The 15,918-nt window shown below is 65.1% G+C and carries 19 protein-coding genes and 1 pseudogene; 9 read left to right on the top strand and 11 right to left on the bottom strand.

Going from position 1 to position 15,918, the window contains the following annotated elements:
- From IVB26_RS14705 to IVB26_RS14690, 4 genes are read right to left on the bottom strand one after another with little or no spacing between them, the layout of a single operon-like run.
- The gene (locus IVB26_RS14705; RefSeq protein WP_247973162.1) at positions 1-1,191 is read right to left on the bottom strand and encodes an MFS transporter; all 1,191 of its coding nucleotides are present in this window, start codon (positions 1,189-1,191) and stop codon (positions 1-3) included.
- 28 nt (positions 1,192-1,219) lie between these two features.
- A complete protein-coding gene (locus IVB26_RS14700) occupies positions 1,220-2,440 on the bottom strand; it encodes an MFS transporter (RefSeq protein ID WP_247972314.1) in 1,221 nt (406 codons plus the stop codon).
- Positions 2,437-3,801 carry an NAD(P)-binding domain-containing protein gene (locus IVB26_RS14695; RefSeq protein ID WP_247972313.1) on the bottom strand — a complete coding sequence of 455 codons (1,365 nt, stop codon included), beginning with the start codon at positions 3,799-3,801 and terminating at the stop codon, positions 2,437-2,439. Before IVB26_RS14695 ends, IVB26_RS14700 begins: the two co-directional genes overlap by 4 nt.
- A 48-nt stretch (positions 3,802-3,849) precedes the next feature.
- A complete protein-coding gene (locus tag IVB26_RS14690) occupies positions 3,850-4,167 on the bottom strand; it encodes an ArsR/SmtB family transcription factor (protein ID WP_247972312.1) in 318 nt (105 codons plus the stop codon).
- Positions 4,168-4,283: 116 nt separating this feature from the next.
- Between IVB26_RS14690 and IVB26_RS14685 the strand changes: the two genes are divergently transcribed.
- From IVB26_RS14685 to IVB26_RS14665, 5 genes are all read left to right on the top strand, one after another.
- On the top strand, positions 4,284-4,646 hold the full coding sequence (locus tag IVB26_RS14685; protein WP_247972311.1) for an ArsR/SmtB family transcription factor: 363 nt from the start codon (positions 4,284-4,286) through the stop codon (positions 4,644-4,646).
- Complete coding sequence (locus IVB26_RS14680) at positions 4,639-5,166, top strand: arsenate reductase ArsC (protein WP_247972310.1); 528 nt, start codon at positions 4,639-4,641, stop codon at positions 5,164-5,166. Before IVB26_RS14685 ends, IVB26_RS14680 begins: the two co-directional genes overlap by 8 nt.
- A complete protein-coding gene (locus IVB26_RS14675; protein ID WP_247972309.1) occupies positions 5,166-5,867 on the top strand; it encodes an aquaporin in 702 nt (233 codons plus the stop codon). The genes IVB26_RS14680 and IVB26_RS14675 overlap by 1 nt, the downstream gene beginning before the upstream one ends.
- Positions 5,864-6,265: an arsenate reductase (glutaredoxin) gene (gene arsC / locus IVB26_RS14670; protein WP_247972308.1), complete on the top strand. Its 402-nt coding sequence runs from the start codon at positions 5,864-5,866 to the stop codon at positions 6,263-6,265. Before IVB26_RS14675 ends, arsC begins: the two co-directional genes overlap by 4 nt.
- A gap of 164 nt (positions 6,266-6,429) precedes the next feature.
- The gene (locus IVB26_RS14665; RefSeq protein ID WP_247972307.1) at positions 6,430-7,365 is read left to right on the top strand and encodes an ABC transporter substrate-binding protein; all 936 of its coding nucleotides are present in this window, start codon (positions 6,430-6,432) and stop codon (positions 7,363-7,365) included.
- Between the two features lie 27 nt (positions 7,366-7,392).
- On the opposite strand, the gene IVB26_RS14660 is transcribed toward IVB26_RS14665, so the two are convergent.
- From IVB26_RS14660 to IVB26_RS14650, 3 genes are all read right to left on the bottom strand, one after another.
- Positions 7,393-8,370, bottom strand: coding sequence for a tripartite tricarboxylate transporter substrate binding protein (locus tag IVB26_RS14660; protein ID WP_247972306.1), 978 nt, complete (start codon positions 8,368-8,370; stop codon positions 7,393-7,395).
- A 75-nt stretch (positions 8,371-8,445) separates the two neighbouring features.
- Positions 8,446-9,351, bottom strand: coding sequence for a VOC family protein (locus IVB26_RS14655; RefSeq protein WP_247972305.1), 906 nt, complete (start codon positions 9,349-9,351; stop codon positions 8,446-8,448).
- A 16-nt stretch (positions 9,352-9,367) separates the two neighbouring features.
- Positions 9,368-10,360 carry a zinc-dependent alcohol dehydrogenase family protein gene (locus IVB26_RS14650; RefSeq protein WP_247972304.1) on the bottom strand — a complete coding sequence of 331 codons (993 nt, stop codon included), beginning with the start codon at positions 10,358-10,360 and terminating at the stop codon, positions 9,368-9,370.
- A gap of 108 nt (positions 10,361-10,468) precedes the next feature.
- Between IVB26_RS14650 and IVB26_RS14645 the strand changes: the two genes are divergently transcribed.
- The 3 genes from IVB26_RS14645 (at position 10,469) to IVB26_RS14635 (ending at position 12,728) form a co-directional block, all read left to right on the top strand.
- Positions 10,469-11,170: an FCD domain-containing protein gene (locus tag IVB26_RS14645; protein WP_247972303.1), complete on the top strand. Its 702-nt coding sequence runs from the start codon at positions 10,469-10,471 to the stop codon at positions 11,168-11,170.
- Positions 11,171-11,260: 90 nt separating this feature from the next.
- On the top strand, positions 11,261-12,124 hold the full coding sequence (locus IVB26_RS14640) for a fumarylacetoacetate hydrolase family protein (RefSeq protein WP_247972302.1): 864 nt from the start codon (positions 11,261-11,263) through the stop codon (positions 12,122-12,124).
- 7 nt (positions 12,125-12,131) lie between these two features.
- The gene (locus IVB26_RS14635) at positions 12,132-12,728 is read left to right on the top strand and encodes an amino acid synthesis family protein (protein WP_247972301.1); all 597 of its coding nucleotides are present in this window, start codon (positions 12,132-12,134) and stop codon (positions 12,726-12,728) included.
- Between the two features lie 16 nt (positions 12,729-12,744).
- Here the strand turns inward: IVB26_RS14635 and IVB26_RS14630 are convergent, their stop codons facing one another.
- Positions 12,745-13,572: an MBL fold metallo-hydrolase gene (locus IVB26_RS14630; protein WP_247972300.1), complete on the bottom strand. Its 828-nt coding sequence runs from the start codon at positions 13,570-13,572 to the stop codon at positions 12,745-12,747.
- 95 nt (positions 13,573-13,667) lie between these two features.
- On the opposite strand from IVB26_RS14630, the pseudogene IVB26_RS14625 reads away from it, so the two are divergent.
- Positions 13,668-14,506, top strand: a pseudogene (locus tag IVB26_RS14625) (LysR family transcriptional regulator).
- Positions 14,507-14,513: 7 nt separating this feature from the next.
- On the opposite strand, the gene IVB26_RS14620 reads toward IVB26_RS14625, so the two are convergent.
- From IVB26_RS14620 to IVB26_RS14610, 3 genes are read right to left on the bottom strand one after another with little or no spacing between them, the layout of a single operon-like run.
- A complete protein-coding gene (locus tag IVB26_RS14620; RefSeq protein ID WP_247972299.1) occupies positions 14,514-15,278 on the bottom strand; it encodes a hypothetical protein in 765 nt (254 codons plus the stop codon).
- A gap of 2 nt (positions 15,279-15,280) precedes the next feature.
- Positions 15,281-15,478, bottom strand: coding sequence for a hypothetical protein (locus IVB26_RS14615; protein ID WP_247972298.1), 198 nt, complete (start codon positions 15,476-15,478; stop codon positions 15,281-15,283).
- A complete protein-coding gene (locus tag IVB26_RS14610) occupies positions 15,475-15,918 on the bottom strand; it encodes a hypothetical protein (protein ID WP_247972297.1) in 444 nt (147 codons plus the stop codon). The genes IVB26_RS14615 and IVB26_RS14610 overlap by 4 nt, the downstream gene beginning before the upstream one ends.

The raw sequence follows: 15,918 nt of genomic DNA, 5'->3' as shown, positions 1-15,918 counted from the left end.
TCACTCAGTTTCATTCTTGACGACGCGTTTCGGACCCGCTCCCCGCGCCCAGAGCAGCGCCAGCGGGCCCAGCGCAATTCCGCCTGCGAGAACGATGAACGCCAGGAGCCAGCCGTTTGCGTTCTGCGGTCCGCCGGCGATGTCGAGCGCAACGCCCGTCCCCCAGGCGCCCACCGCTGACAGGCCGAAGCCGACTGTCGAGTGCAAGGCCAGCGTTGCACCACGATGCTCGGTGAGGGCCGCAGCGGACATGCCGGCGGTCAACGCGCCGGAATCCGCCGGCACCGTCAGGCCGTAGATCATCAGCAGCAGCGCCAGCACCCAAGCCGGCGCCGTCGCGTTGAGCCCGATGACAAGCGCAACGCAGGCCGACGCGATCATCACGATGGTGATCGCCCGATGCCGGCCGAATTTCAGCGCGGCCTCGTTGCCAAGGATGCTGGCCGGCATCGAGATCACCGCGAAACAGAAGCTCAGCACAACGGGGCTCAACCAGGACGGTGCGCCTTGATGCGAGATGACGAAGGTCCAGAATCCGACCAGCCAGGTGCGGATACCGTAGAGCTCGAAGCAATGGGCGCCGTAGCCGAAGATGTAACCGAGCGCCTCGCGATTGGCGAAGACGGGCGCAAAATTCAGGAGGCGACCCGCTTTCGGAGCGGGCCGACGCTGCGCGATCAGAAGGCACGCGATGACCATTGCGATCGGTCCGATGCCCGTCACGAGGAAAGCGATGCGCCATCCCCAGGCATCCGCGACGAGTTGCGCAATGAGGAACGAAATGCCGACGCCGAGCGAGAAGCTCGACGTGTAGAGCGTGATCGCGCGCGAGCTGTCGCCGGCCGGCAGCCGGTCCGTGAGCGCCTTCAGTCCGGGCATGTAAGCGCCCGCGAAACCGAGGCCGGCAAGCGACCAGATCACTGTGCCCGACCAGAATCCTTGCGCGAAGATGCCGAACGCCATGGTCGCAACCCCGCTGACGATCGAGCCGCATAGAAGTACGAGCCGGGCGTCGATGCGATCGGTCAACGTCGTCAGCACGGGCACCGCGAGCATGTAGCCGAACGCATAGCCGCTCGCCATCAGGCCACCTTCGGCAGCGGACAGCCCCCAGGCCGGCATCAACTGCTGTGCTAGATTCGCCGAGAGCGTCACGTGCGGCAGCAGATTGCCGATCTGGCCGATGCACATCACCGCAATCAGTGGCCACCCGCTCAGCTTACGAATTTTCATCTCCCGTCTGGAGCGGCTCCGATGTCGTCCGATCCGCACGAAGGAGCAGAAGGGCGACGAACGCGGAGACGGAGGCTAGCGCGCTGATCCACAGCGCGCCACGGCCGATATGCTCCACCATCAGGCCGAGCAGCAGCGGCGCGAAGGCACCTGTTGCGCGCGACGGGAGTGAGATCATGCCGACACGCTTGCCGAATCCGACCGGCCCGAACAGGGTCAACGGCAGCGTGCCGCGCGCGATCGTGATGATCCCGTTGCCCGCGCCGTACAGCACCGCATAGACCGGCGCAAACAGAGCGCCTCCCGCGACCAGCGCTATCACACCGATCGGGTTCGTGAGTGTCGCCAGCCTCGCCGAGAACAGCGGGTGAAAGCGGCCGAGCCATCCTGCTTCGAGGAGACGGGCCCCGACCTGGGCAGGTCCGACCAACGCTCCCGCAAGCAAGGCCTCCCCCGGCGTTGCGCCGAACGCGACCAGCATGGTCGGCAGGATTGCCGAGACTCCCGAGCTGACGAAGCTTGCGGCTGCGAACACGTAGGCCAGCAGCACCATCGCGAACGTCTCGCTCTGGCGTCCGGCGCGTTGCCCCGATGCCGGTCCCGGTCGCGCCTCCTGATCCTGCGGCACGGCGCGCGGCAGCAAGAGGTTGAGCGGCAGCGCCACGAGGATGTGTATCAGCGCCCAAACCTCGCACGCCACGCGCCAGCCGTACTCGGAATGCAGCCAGGTCGTGAGCGGCCAACCGAGCGTGCTGGCAAAGCCGGCGATCAGGGTGATGCCCGTGATCGATTTTCGCGCGCCGGCGCCATAGATGCGGGCCAGTGTCGCAAAGGCAGCCTCATAAAGGCCCATGCCCATGCCGATCCCGAGCAGCATCCAGGCGGCGATCAGCACCACCACCCCTTGCGCAAAGGACAGCATGAGCAAGCCCGCCGCGAAGACGAGGTTCGAGATTGCAAGCAGACCGCGCCCGCCGAACGTATCGATGGCATGACCGACACGGGGACCGAGAAGGCCAGAGATGACGAGCGCGCCTGACAGCGCTCCGAACACGTAAGTCGGCGCAAGGCCAAGGTCGCGCGCGATCGGCGCAGCAAGGATGGCGGGAAGATAATAGCTCGACGCCCACGCAATGGTTTGCGTGGTGCCGAGTGCGATGATCAGGGCAAGCGGACCTGTCGCCGGGCCGCCGACAATTTGCCTCATGAGCAGCCGCAGCCGGAAGCGCCTGCCTTCTTCGCGGTCTCGTCGGCGGCGCACCACGCCGAGACATCTTCCTTGGCCGGACCGCCGCAACATCCCGCCGCAGCCCCTGACTCAACGCCGCCGCGGGTGCAGACGCCGGTCTCCGGCAACACCAGCTCGACCCGTGCCGCGGCCTTCTTGTCGCCGGCAATGTCGGCGGCGATCGAGCGGACCTGCTCGTAGCCGGTCACCATCAGAAAGGTCGGCGCCCGGCCATAGGATTTCATGCCGGCGATGTAGAAGCCCGGCTCGTCATGCGCAAGCTCGCGCGCGCCGTGGGGACGGACCGTGCCGCAGCTATGTTCGTTGGGATCGATCAGCGGCGCCAGCGCGACCGGCGCCTCGATGGCCGGGTCGAGCCGAAGCCGCAGCTCGGACAGAAATGAAAAGTCCGGACGAAAGCCCGTCGAGACGATCAACTCATCCGCAATCACGCTGCGCGCGCCGCAGCAGGCGCCGGCCGAAATCCTGAGGCGGCCTTCGGGGTTCGACAGATGCGTGACGCCGAATCCGGTCTCGACCTCGATCTTGCCGGCCGCGACGAGCGCGGCGAAGGTCGAGCCAAGCTCGCCGCGTGCGGCAAGCTGGTCGTTGCTGCCGCCGCCAAAGGCCTTTGCCGGCTCAGTGCCGCGCAAGAGCCAGACGGCCTTGGTACCGGGCACTTCGTCGGCGAGTTGCACGAGATCGATCAGCGTGCCCACGGCGGAATGGCCGGCACCGAGCACGGCGACAGTCTTCCCGGCATATCTGGCGCGATGTGTGCCCCGCACGTCCGGCATGCCGTGGGCGATGCGGTCCGCGCGCTCGCGTTCGCCGATCGCGGGCAGACCGTTGCTGCCGGCAGGGTTGGGCGAGAACCACGTGCCTGACACGTCGATGACGGCATCGGCGCGCAGCACCTCGGGACCCTTGCCGTTCTGATAGCGGATCTCGAACGGCGCCTGCTCCCTGCCCTTCGTCTTCGCCTTGTCGAAGCCGGCGCGGCTGATCGCGGTGACACGGCTCGAGGTCCGGATCGCCTCGCGCAGCGGCGTTCGCGTCGCGAGCGGCTCGAGGTAGCGCTCGATCAGCTCGCCGCCGGTCGGATAGGATTGCGGGTCCGGCGAATTCCATCCCGTCGGCGCGAGCAGGCGCGCCGCCGCCTTGTCGACATTGTATTCCCACGGCGAGAACAGCTGCACGTGCTGCCACTGACGGACGGCGTGGGCGGCCTCACCTCCGGCCTCGAGCACGATGGGAGACATGCCGCGTTCGAGCACGTGCGCGGCCGCCGCGAGACCGACGGGCCCTGCCCCGATGATCGCAACCGTCTTCTCGTTCATTCGGCTTCTCCCATTTTTCTAGAATCATGGAATAAATCGGCAAAAAAATCAGGCCGCCGTTTGCGTGCCCTTGCATTCGGCCTCGTCGGCACAACACTCCGCCGCCATGAAATCCAGCAGGCCTCGCATCGTCTCGTAGTTCGCATGACAGACCAGGCTGGTGGACTCGCGAACCTGGCTGACGAGCCCGACCGAAACCAGACTCTTGATGTGGTGCGACAGGGTCGAGGCCGGGATCTTCAGTTTTTCCTGCAAGCGGCCGACGGGCATGCCTGCGTGCCCGGCCCGGACGAGGGCCCGATAGATCTGGAGCCGGGTCCGGTTACCCAAGGCTTCCAGCCGTGCTGCTGCGTCATCGATCTTCATGGCAGTGAACATGCCCCTGGCACTCCTCCCTGTCAACGATATTTCTAGAATATTCGAAATAGTGCGCCACTGATTTCGGATTGACGCCAGGCTAATGATTCCATAAGTCTGGATATATGGAAACCGAAGAAGCCGTCCTGGCGCTCGCAGCGCTGTCCCAAGCGACCCGGCTGGAAGCTTTCCGGACCCTGGTCCGTCACGAGCCTGACGGACTTGCGGCAGGCGATCTCGCCCGCCTGCTGGAAGTCCCCCAGAACACGCTTTCGGCGCACCTGGCGATCCTGAGCCGCGCGCGCCTCGTGTCCTCCGAGCGGCACAGCCGCTCGATCATCTACCGCGCCAACCTCGGCGAATTTCGCGACATCGCGGTTTTCCTGCTGCGCGATTGCTGCGGCGGGCGCCCTGAAGTTTGCGAACCCGTCGTTCAAACCCTGCAATCCTGCTGCTCGCCGAAGCGAAAGGAGCGAAGCCGTGGCTGACCAGATCTACAACGTGCTGTTCCTGTGTACCGGCAATTCGGCCCGGTCGATCCTGGCCGAGTCGATTCTTCGCAAGGACGGCGCCGGCCGCTTTCAGGCATTCTCCGCCGGCAGCACGCCGAAAGGCGCAGTGCATCCGCTGGCCCTGCACACGCTCCAGACGATGGAGTACCCGACCGACGGAATGCGCTCGAAGAGCTGGCTCGAGTTCGCCGCGCCCGATGCGCCGGTGATGGATTTCGTCTTCACCGTCTGCGACAACGCCGCGGGTGAAGCCTGTCCGATCTGGCCGGGTCAGCCGATGACGGCACACTGGGGCATCGAAGATCCTGCCGCCGCGGAAGGCACAGACCTCGACAAGCAGGCCGCGTTCATCACGGCGTTCCGCTATCTGAAGAACCGGATCGATACGTTCGTAAGCCTTCCGCTGAGGAGCATCGACAGCCTCTCGCTCGGCACCAGGCTGCGTGAGATCGGCCGCTCTGAGGGCGCGACACATCCAACGCCGAAGGCCGGCTGATGGACAAGTTCGACCTTTCGCGCCGCCTCGCGGCCGAGGCGCTCGGCACCGGCATTCTGGTCGCCACCGTGGTCGGGTCCGGCATCACGGCGGAAACCCTGACCAAGGATGTGGCGCTTGCACTGCTCTGCAACACCTTGCCGACCGGGGCCATTCTGGTTGTCCTGATCACGGTGCTCGGTCCGATCTCCGGCGCGCACTTCAATCCGGCCGTCACCCTCGTCTTCACCGGCAAGCGCGAATTGCCTGTGAACGAGGCCGTGCTCTACGTGATCGCGCAGATCGCCGGCGGCATCGCCGGAACGCTGGCGGCGCATCTGATGTTCGGACTGCCGCTGCTCGACCTCTCGACCAAGGTCCGAACCGGAGGGCCGCAATGGTTCGCCGAAGCCGTCGCCGCGTTCGGATTGGTCGCGACGATCCTGGCCGGCATCCGCTTTCAACGGACGGCGGTGCCCTGGCTGGTGGGCCTTTACATCACGGCGGCCTATTGGTTCACGGCTTCCACGTCGTTTGCCAACCCGGCGGTCGCGATCGCAAGGTCGCTGACCAACACCTTCGCCGGCATTCGCCCCCTTGACCTGCCCGGGTTCATTCTTGCAGAGCTCTGCGGCGCGTTCGCTGGCATGCTGCTGATGAACTGGTTGCTCGGCGCCTCGCAAGCCCGAGGCTCTGTTGCAATTGCGGAGACACCTCGATGAGCGTCACGATCTATCACAACCCCGCCTGCGGCACCTCGCGCAACACGCTGGCGATGATCCGGCAGAGCGGCACTGAGCCCGTCGTCATCGAATATCTGAAGACGCCGCCCTCGCGGGACAAGCTCAAGGAACTGATCGCGGGGCTGGGCATTCCGGTCCGCGCGCTGCTGCGTGAGAAGGGAACGCCGTACAAGGAGCTCGGCCTCGACGATCCCAAATGGACCGACGAGCAACTGCTCGACGCCATGATCGCACATCCCCTCCTGATCAACCGTCCGATCGTGGTGACGGCAAAGGGCGTGCGCTTGTGCCGGCCCTTGGAGGCCGTGATCGATCTCTTGGATGATCCCGTCGGCCGCTTCGTGAAGGAAGACGGCGAAGTGGTGGAAGCGCGATAGGCTGGCTTCGCGGGAGGGCGACTACAGACGCCTCAAATGCCGGCTCGACCGAAGCGGGCTTCGTTGAGGCTCTAAAAGCCGCTGGCGGGATTCCGGCGGCATGTTAGCATCACGTTCTTGCAGGTTCGTGAGCAAACGTCATGCATCGCACAATCTCTCGTCGCGTGGTGCTTATCGGCTGCTTGGGTTTGGCAATGCAGAAGGCGGCTGCGCAGCGATCCCGGATCTGGCGCGTGGCCTACCTGGTGTCCGGGAGGGGCTCGGCCACGGCTCCCGTCATAAAGGATACACTCCGCTCCCTCGGCTACGAGGAAGGCAAGAATCTCGTTTTCGATGTTCGCGAAGCGAATGGCCGATATTCGGAACTTCCGGAATTGATGCAGCAGCTTCTCCAGTTGAAGCCCGACGTCATCATCGCCGAGGCCACTCCGGCGATCGCCGTTGCGCAGAAGGCCACATCGACCATTCCGATCGTCATGTCACCATCGACCGATCCGATCGGCTCCGGCTTCGTGAGGAGTTTCGCCAAACCCGGCGGCAACATCACCGGGGTCGCCAACATGTTCGGCGACCTCACCGCCAAGACGCTCGACATCGTTCGGCTCGTCTTCCCCGGCGTGGGGAAACTGGGAGTCCTGACGTCCAATAACCCGACCCACCCCGCGCTCTTCGAGGTTGCCCGCGAGGCTGCGGCGAAAATCGGGATTTCGGCGGATCGTTATATCGCACCAGACCCGGAGGACGTGAAGAAGGCCTATCAGGACATGAAGGCTGCCGGCTGCGACGTCGTGTATGTGCTCGCCGATCCGGTCAGACCTTCGCTTCCTTCCATCGCGCTGGAGCACCACCTGCCTTCAGTTTTTCAGGTCAACAGCTACACGGAATTGGGCGGGCTCATGAGTTACGGTCCTGACATCCTGCCGTTGTTCGTCAAGGCCGCGCACTATGTCGATCGCATATTGAAGGGTGGAAATCCTGCCGACATACCCGTCGAACAGCCAACCCAATTCCTGTTCACGATCAATCTGCGAACCGCAAAAGCGCTCGGCCTTTCAATTCCGGAAAACGTCTTGATCATGGCCGACAAGGTGATCGAGTAGCATGGCGTCCGACATTGCGAGGCCGGCTCAGATCTTCGGGATCTTCGCCCGCTCGACCACGTCGGTCCATTTGGCGATCTCGGTCTCGATCAGCTTCTTCATCTCCTCCGGCGAGCTGCCGCGGACCTCGCCGCCGACGGCGGTCTCCAGGCGCTGCTTGAGCTCGGGGTCTGCCAGCGCCGTCAGTGTCGCGGCGTTGAGTGCAGCGACGATGGCGGGCGGCGTTCCCTTCGGGGCCAACAGGCCTGCCCAGGTGCGCACGTCGTAGGCCTTGATGCCGGCTTCCTGCACCGTCGGGACATCGGGGAGCAAGGCGGTGCGTGCCGGCGAAGTCACCGCGAGGCCACGGATCGCGCCGCTCTGGATTTGCGGGGCCAGCAAAACGGGCGTGCCGACGATGACAGGAATTTCTCCACCGAGCAGCGCGGTGATGGATTGTGAATCGCCGCGATACGGCACGTGCACGATCTCGACGCCGGCGGTGGCGTTGAGCAATTCTCCTGCGAGGTGATGGGTGCTGCCGAAACCAACCGATCCGAAACTGAGCGAGCCGGGCTTTGCCTTGGCGATCGTGATGAGCTCGCCCAGTGATTTTGCCGGATAGTCGTTACGCACCGCGATGACGAGCGCGTAGTACACCAGCGTCGAGATCATCTCGAAGCTGTCGGCCGGCTGGTAGGCCAGGCTCTTGTAGGTCGCCGCGGAAATCGCATGCGCGCCGGTGACGAGGCCGAGCGTGTAACCGTCGGGCGCCGCCTTTGCGATCGCATCCGCCGCGATGTTGCCGCCGGCGCCCGGCTTGGCCTCGACGATGATCGGCTGCCCGAGCTTCTTCGACAGTCCGTCGGCGATGATGCGCGACAGCGTGTCGGCCGCGCCGCCGGCGGCAAAGCCGTGCAGCAGGCGGATCGGGCGCGACGGATAAGTGTCCGCCGACGCCGGCCCGGTTGCGAGAAAACCGCCCAGCAGAAAAATGGCCGCAGCAAGCCGCTTCATCCGACGCATGGATGCATCCTCCCTTTGATCGTTATGTCTTTGGCCGCAGCGCGTGCGGCGTTCTTCAACTCGTAGTCCGCTCGCCTAACGAGCGAACTCCGTGCATTCAGGCGATGGCGGCATGCCCCAGACGTCGCGCGGCAGCCCAACCCAGACCTTCGGCCGCTGCGGACGATCGCGATGCCACGGGCGCGGCTCGAAATAGCCGAGTTCCTCGTCCACCATCTGGTCGAGGTCGTGAAACAGCTCGACCAGGTGCCCGTCGGGATTGCGGTGATAGATCGCGGTGTTGTGGCCGGGACCATGACGCACCGGCCCCCAGAGCACGGGCAGCTTTTGCCGGGCGAGATGGTCGCAGGCCCGATGCATGTGCTCTGGGCCGCGCAGCTCGAAGGCAAGGTGATGAAGACCACGCACCGGCGCGCGCGCGAAGTTGAGCGTGTGGTGCTCGAAGCCGCTGCGCATGAAGACGAAGCGGTCCTCGATCCAGTCGGAGACCCGCAGGCCCATGACGTTCGCATAAAACTCCGCGGTCGCGCGTGGATCGGGCGTGCGAAGGGCGACATGGCCAAGCTTGCTGACGGCGAGCCCGCCGATCCGCTCCTGCGCGGGCGTCGGCGTCCAGCCCTGGATCAGCTCGAAGCGTGTCCCTTCGGGATCGATGAAGGACAGCAGCCTGGAGACGCCAGGCAGGGAATCGCTCCGAAACTCAGGCCGCAGATCAGCCCGCTTCAGTGCGGCGCCCAGCGCTTCGATCTCAACATCAGGCGATATCTCGAAGGCAATGCTGTTCAGCACCGCGTCGCCGGGCTCTATCACCAGCGAGAGCTGCTCGGAATCGCTGGCGAGGAAGATGCGGTTTCCATCGCGGCCGGCCAGGCCAAGTCCGATCACGCCGCGATAATAGTCGAGCAGCCGCTCCGGATCGGGCGAGGCGAAGGTCGCGTGCCGCAGTCGGGTGAAGCGTGCAATGGGTGCTTGTGTGCTCATCGTGCGGTCCATCCCCTCATGGAATCATGATGATCTTGCCGAGCGCGGAGCCCTGCTCCAGCAGCGTGTGGGCCTTCCTGACCTCGTCGAGCTTCAGGACCGCCGAGATCGCCGGCTTGATCGCGTTGCGGCTCAGCGCCTCAATCACGCTGCGCATCAGGGCGCGGCGGCCGTCGCGATCATGGTCGTAGATGTGGAAGGAGAAGCAGCGCACGGCCGGGCAGATGTCGAGATGGTTGCGCATCGCCGCCATCAGATTCTCTTCCGGCAATCCGGCGAAGGCGTTGTACGACAGTAGCGTGCCCCATTTGCCGAGCGCGCCGAGATAGCCGGTAAACTCGGGTCCGCAGACGTGATCGAGCACGAGGCCGACGCCCTCGCCGCCCGTCAGCTCGCGGGTGCGCGCCACCACATCTTCGCTCCGGTAGAAGATGACATGATCGGCGCCGTTCGCCTTGGCGAACGCGGCCTTCTCCTCGGTCGAGACCGTGCCGATGACGGTCATGCCGGCAAGCTTGGCCAGTTGCACCAGCGCGGTGCCGACGCCGCCGGCGGCGCCAATCACCAGCACGCTTGCGGGCGCGCGCGGATGGCGGCACTCGTGCAGCAGCGCGTAGGCGACCTGATAGTTCGACAGGCACACGGCGGCTTGCAGATCGACATTGTCCGGCAGCGCGTGAACGGCATCCGCGGGCGCGACCACGTAATCGGCGTAGCAGCCGCCGCGCTGGGCGAGGTCGCGGGCGCTGAGCAACACCTTCTGGCCGATCGCAAAGCCCTCGACGCCGGGCCCCAGCGCGGAAATGCGCCCCGCAACGTCGTTGCCGGGATTGGCCGGCAGCGGCGGCATCCATTTGTAGACGCCGCGCCGGATCAGCACGTCGGGCTGCCCGACCCCGAAGGCCTCGGCCCGGATTTGCACCTGGCCTGCGCCCGGCACAGGCACCGGCAGCTCGACCACCTCAAGTGCATCCGGCCCACCCGGCTGACGCACCAGCACTGCCCTCATGTTTTCACACTCCCCAGACCATATTTTCGAAAATCATACCGTTTACGAAAATTATTGCAAGATGGTCGTTGGCGCGGCATGTTGAGGCAACGATTCATTGGCAGAGCCATGCCCGAGAGCGCCATCCGCCCCCGCAAGGAATTCGGCAAGACCATCGCCGCCGATATCACCCATCGGCTGCGCGAGGAGATTATTGCCTGCGCGCTTCCGCCGGGCGAGCCTTTGCGCTTCGACGTGCTGCGTGAACGGTTCGGCGCAAGTTTTACGACGCTGCGCGAAGCGCTGACCGCGCTCGCCGCCGAATGCCTGGTCGACGCCCAGGAGCAGCGCGGCTTTCGCGTGGCGCCGGTCAGCCGCCAGGATCTGGTGGAGGTCACGGACGCGCGGGTGCTGGTCGAAGTGGAATTGATCCGCCGCTCGATCGAGCGGGGTGATGACGATTGGGAAATCGCCGTAATCTCGACTTTGCACAGATTAAAGCGGATCGAGCAGCGTGATCCCGAACATCCCTTGCGCGATCCCGAGTGGAAGATCGCGCACCGCCAGTTCCACCAGGCGCTGGTCTCCGCCTGCGGCTCGGCGACGCTGCTCGCCATCCGCGCCGAGCTGTTCGACCGTGCCGAACGCTACCGGCACCTGTCGGCCAATTTCCGGCCGCGCCCGCGCGACAAGGCCGGCGAGCACCAGGCGATCATGCAGGCCGCCATCTCGCGCAATGCGGATCTCGCCGTGCAGCTGATCGAGACCCATATCCGCTCGACCGCCGACAACGTCGCGACATACGCCGCTCATCTGCTCGACACCGAGTAGGCACCGGCATTTTCACGCGGGGGCTTGCGCCGCGCCAGATTTTCGAAAATAATGCGATAGATCGAAAATCGGAACCTTTGGGGCGAAACCATGAAGCTGCTGTCGTTCTTGGACGGAAATCGGGAAAGCTGGGGGGCCGTTACCGAAAACGGCGTGGTGGATCTCGGCCGCGCCCTGCCCCAATATCCTGTTCTCGCGGATTTTCTCGGCAGCGATGACTACGCGAAGCGCGACGCGATCGTCGCCGGGCACAAGCCCACGCTGGCGCTGAGCGACGTCAAATATCTGCCGGTGATCCCGCGCCCCGAGAAGATCGTCTGCGCCGTGCGCAACTATCTTGACCACCACAACGAGGCGGTGGCGTTCGGCATGAAGCGCGAGATCACCGAGTTTCCACCGATCTTCCTGCGGGTCTGGCGCTCCCAGGTTGCGCACAACGCGCCGGTGATCCGGCCAAAAGTCTCCGACAATTTCGACTGGGAGGGCGAGCTCGCGGTTGTCATCGGCAAGGGCGGCCGTCACATCAGCGAGGCCAATGCCTGGAATCACGTCGCTGGCTACTCGATCTACAACGACGTCAGCGTGCGCGACTGGCAGCGTCATGCCCAGCAGATCGCCTCCGGCAAGAACTTCGTCGGCACCGGCCCGTTCGGTCCGTGGCTGGTCACGCCGGACGAGATCGGCGATCCCACGAAATTGAAACTGGAGACGCGCGTCAACGGCGCGGTGGTGCAGTCGTCCGACACCTCGATGCTGATCTTCTCGATCCCGCGGCTGATCGAATATTGCTCCACCATTTTCGACCTCGTTCCCGGCGACGTCATCGCCACCGGCACGCCGGCCGGCGTCGGCTTCACCCGCAAGCCGCCGGTCTTCCTCAAGCCCGGCGACGTGGTGGAGGTCGAGATCGAAAATATCGGCGTGCTCAGCAATCCCGTCGTGGACGAGGCCTAGCTTCAGCATGTCGTCCTATGACATTCGCAAGACCGCGCTCGGCGTCGAGACCATCTGGCACGAGCGCGGCCCGCGGCTGGAGAAGCCGCTCCTGGTCGGCACCGCCATTGCCGTGATCCGCAATCCCTTCGCCGGACGCTATGAGCCCGACCTGATGCCGTTTCAGGCATCCTTGCGCGAGCTCGGGCACGAGCTCGCGAGCGGGCTGATCGCGCAGCTCGGCGGCGCAGACCGCATCGAAGCCTATGGCAAGGGCATCATCGTCGGCGAGGACGGCGAGCTCGAGCATGGCGCCGTCTGGCACGAAGCCGGCGGCCAAGGCATGCGCGAGGTGCTTGGCCGGCCCAAGGGTCAGCAGCCAAAGGCGATCGTCCCGGCCGCCAAGACCATCGGCGGTCCCGGCACGCGCCTGATGGTACCGCTCGGCCACATCCACGCCGCCTATGTCCGCAGCCATTTCGGCACGGCGGAGATGACGCTGTGGGATGCGCCAAGGCGTGACGAGATCGCCCTCGGGCTCGTGATGGCAACCGGCGGCCGCCCCCACGCGCGCATCGGTGGCCTTAAGGCATCCGAGATTTCCGAGCATGACGGGCAGCGCTGAGGCGCGCGCCGCGCGCTCAGTGCTCTCCGCAGCGGCAGCGCTCGTAATCGGCGGGGTCGTGGCTATTGACGATCCTCACGCGGTCGCCGTGGTTTTGCTTCAGCGCACGCAGCCGTGCCTGGTTGGCGATCCGCATGTTGCGGTCCATGTCGCCCTTGCGCTGGAACAAGCCGAGCATCAGCGGCACGCGTGGTGAAGCGTCGAGCTGGGCGTGGTGAAAATAGCTGTCGCCGGCATGCAGCAGCCATGTCCCGCCCGCGCGCACCGCGATGCCGCAATGACCGAGCGTGTGGCCGGCGAGCGGGATCATCAGGATGTCCGCCTCCTTGTCGCCGAGCGCGCGCACGCCCTGGAAGCCGAACCAGTCCTCGCCGGCTTCGCCATAGAATGTCCAGCGCGGTCCATGGCTCCATTGCCCCGTGACATAGCGCCCTTCGGGCGGCGCCGGCTTGCGCAGCACCGCCATGTCGTACTCGGCGCGATGGACGTGAATCGCGGCGTGGGGAAAGTCGGGCACGCCGCCGGCATGATCGCGGTCGAGATGCGTCAGGAGCACGTGACGCACGTCCCTGGGTGAATAGCCGAGCGCCCTCACCTGCTCAGCCGCCGTCTCGGCGGGATCGAGTTTTGGCGCGGTCTGCCGCACCCAGCGCCGCCCCAGCCGCTCGGGCGCTGCGATATCGCCGAGGCCGATACCAGTGTCGACCAGAGCGAGCCCGTCATTCGTCTCCAGCAGCAGACAGTGGCAGACCAGGCGGGCGCGCTGGAACAGACTGCCTCGACCGTTCACCAGGCGGCGGCCGATCGGGCACATCGTGCCGGTGTTCAGGTGGTGGATCTTCATCGTGTGTCCCTGCCGGAATATGAGCAGGACGTTCTTGTCATCGCATGATCCATAGGTACAATATCGAATATTAATACTATCTCTAGGCTGTTCCTATGGATATTCGCGAGCTTCGCTACTTCTCCGCCGTCTACCGCGAACGCAATCTGACCGCAGCGGCGCGCGCCTGCTTCGTATCGCAGCCTTCGATCTCGACCGCCATCACCAACCTGGAAGCTGAGCTGGGTACCACCCTGTTCATCCGGCACAGGAAGGGCGTCGCGCCCACGGCCTCGGCCGAACAGTTTCACATCCTGGCCCGCCGCATCATCGACGACACCGATGCGGCGCGCGGCCTGTTCAGGAAGCCGCGCACGAAGACCAATGTCACGCTCGGCCTGATGCGTACGCTCGACATGCCCCGAACCATCGCGCTCCTGAAGCCGCTGACGGCGCGTAGCGACGTCGCGCTCCGGCTCGTCGGCAGCGACGATCACGCCGATGCGCGCATCATCTCCAAGAGCATGCTGCGAAAGGACGAGCATTTCGTCGCACTGTGGAGCGAGCGCTACGTCGCAGCGCTGCCCCCGTCGCATCCGCTTACCCTGAAGGAGAAGCTGCGCGCGGCCGACCTCGCCGGCGTGGCCCTGATCGACCGCTGCCATTGCGAGCAGAGCGCATCTTTGGCCGCAATACGCAGCGGCGCCAGACAGTGGCGATCGCGCAGTCGGAAGACTGGGCCATCGCACTGGTCGCCGCAGGTGTCGGCATCGCCATCGTCCCGGAAGGCGTGGCGCGCGGCAATCCCGACATCGCCGTGCGCGAGATCGAGGTCAAGGTTAAGCGGGAGGTCGGCCTCGCCTACCGGGCATCAGCGCCGCTGGTGGATGCGCTGAAGGAGTTTGTCGGCAAGCTGCAGAAGCAGCGTCCGGCCCGGACGTCGCGCCGGAGTTAGCGGCCGGCTATCCGAGCAAGCCCTTCAATCCCGCGTAGATCGAGCCGACCGCGGTCGCGGCGACGCCGGCCAGCGGCCCAATGGTCTGCATGAGGTCCTGGATCAAGCGGGCGCGGCGGCGCAGCTGTTCCTCGCCGACATGTTGTCCCAGCAGGCGCGCCACGCGGAAGGCGAACGCATTCGGCTTGCCGCCCTGGGTCAGCACGCGCGGCAGCACCTGGAAGATCACGACGCTCAAGATGTTTCCGGAGACGAAGGCGAGCAGGATGCTGGCGCCGTATTCGAACACTTCCCGCCATTCGATCCAGGCTTGCGGCAGGATCGGGACATGATCGTGAATCCCCGTGACCGTCAGCATCGACAGGACGCTGACGGCCGCCGCCAAGAATGCCAGCACGAAGGCCGCCAAGGCCGAAACCCGGTGCAGCGGGTAGGCCACGAATCCGAACAGCAGCGGTACGGCGATGGACGCAATCCGAAGCGGAATCGGAGACACGTTGAAAGTGATGGTCACGAGCACGTGCGCGATCACCAGAAGAAGGGACGGTATCGCGACGTAGAGAACCGCATGCGTCGTGAAATAGCGCAGCGGATTCTTGTACCGTTCGAGCCGGACGTTGACCCGGTCGAGATCGCGCCTGAGCCTGTCCAGATCGGCGACGATCTCCTCGATCTCGAGCAAGGTCGGCCGCACCGCGCGCAGGTCGCGCGAGCAGTGCTTGCACGCGATGGCTTCGTCCTTGATCGTCTCGGCGCAGAACGGACATTCCATCGCTAACGCGAATGCCTCCGCCTCATGAAGGCCTCGGCCTCGTCCCTGGCCCGTTTCAGCTCGTCGCGCAGCTCCTCGCGCTTGCGCAGGAGATCGTCACGCTCCGCAACCAGCGTCGCGGGAACGGCGATGTCGCGCCCGCAGGACGCGCAGACAAGCGCGCCCTCCCCGGTCCCCGCCCGGCAGTAGGGACACGTCACTTGGGTGCGACCTTCAGCGTGAAGATGGTCGTGCCCGAACGGCCATCACTGTCCCTGATATCGACACGCACCACGTATTCGCCCGGGGGCAGCTCCGCATCCTGCATGTTGATGCCATCGGCCTTCACGAACGGCTTGACCCGCGAGGTCAAGTCGACATTCGGCGTCCGGAGGAAGATGATCTTGACCGATTCCGGATCGATCTTTGCCCCGCCATAGGACTGAAATTTCAATACCAGCGGTAGAGGTGAGCTCGCCGAGTCGCCCGGCGAGACGAACTCGACCTTGGGGCCGCGCATGATGCCGCGCTGATCGACGGCAACCGCGCCTTTCGGCGGCGGCAGCTTGGCTTCCTCCTCCGTGATCAATGGCGTGGCACGCGAGGGTCCCGAGAACAACAAACCTGCAGCCACGAGGCCGAGCAAGACATTCCGCTTCAT

The organism is Bradyrhizobium sp. 195 (assembly GCF_023101665.1).
GTDB lineage: Bacteria > Pseudomonadota > Alphaproteobacteria > Rhizobiales > Xanthobacteraceae > Bradyrhizobium.
This window is presented reverse-complemented; position numbering and strand designations above follow the sequence as displayed.

Coding starts and splice junctions, on each gene's coding strand:
- arsC (WP_247972308.1), top strand. CDS start 5,864: ATGAGCGTCACGATCTATCACAACCCCGCCTGCGGCACCTCGCGCAAC.
- IVB26_RS14690 (WP_247972312.1), bottom strand. CDS start 4,167: ATGAAGATCGATGACGCAGCAGCACGGCTGGAAGCCTTGGGTAACCGG.
- IVB26_RS14635 (WP_247972301.1), top strand. CDS start 12,132: ATGTCGTCCTATGACATTCGCAAGACCGCGCTCGGCGTCGAGACCATC.
- IVB26_RS14620 (WP_247972299.1), bottom strand. CDS start 15,278: ATGGAATGTCCGTTCTGCGCCGAGACGATCAAGGACGAAGCCATCGCG.
- IVB26_RS14685 (WP_247972311.1), top strand. CDS start 4,284: ATGGAAACCGAAGAAGCCGTCCTGGCGCTCGCAGCGCTGTCCCAAGCG.
- IVB26_RS14700 (WP_247972314.1), bottom strand. CDS start 2,440: ATGAGGCAAATTGTCGGCGGCCCGGCGACAGGTCCGCTTGCCCTGATC.
- IVB26_RS14630 (WP_247972300.1), bottom strand. CDS start 13,572: ATGAAGATCCACCACCTGAACACCGGCACGATGTGCCCGATCGGCCGC.
- IVB26_RS14705 (WP_247973162.1), bottom strand. CDS start 1,191: ATGTGCATCGGCCAGATCGGCAATCTGCTGCCGCACGTGACGCTCTCG.
- IVB26_RS14645 (WP_247972303.1), top strand. CDS start 10,469: ATGCCCGAGAGCGCCATCCGCCCCCGCAAGGAATTCGGCAAGACCATC.
- IVB26_RS14610 (WP_247972297.1), bottom strand. CDS start 15,918: ATGAAGCGGAATGTCTTGCTCGGCCTCGTGGCTGCAGGTTTGTTGTTC.
- IVB26_RS14650 (WP_247972304.1), bottom strand. CDS start 10,360: ATGAGGGCAGTGCTGGTGCGTCAGCCGGGTGGGCCGGATGCACTTGAG.
- IVB26_RS14660 (WP_247972306.1), bottom strand. CDS start 8,370: ATGCGTCGGATGAAGCGGCTTGCTGCGGCCATTTTTCTGCTGGGCGGT.
- IVB26_RS14695 (WP_247972313.1), bottom strand. CDS start 3,801: ATGAACGAGAAGACGGTTGCGATCATCGGGGCAGGGCCCGTCGGTCTC.
- IVB26_RS14655 (WP_247972305.1), bottom strand. CDS start 9,351: ATGAGCACACAAGCACCCATTGCACGCTTCACCCGACTGCGGCACGCG.
- IVB26_RS14675 (WP_247972309.1), top strand. CDS start 5,166: ATGGACAAGTTCGACCTTTCGCGCCGCCTCGCGGCCGAGGCGCTCGGC.
- IVB26_RS14640 (WP_247972302.1), top strand. CDS start 11,261: ATGAAGCTGCTGTCGTTCTTGGACGGAAATCGGGAAAGCTGGGGGGCC.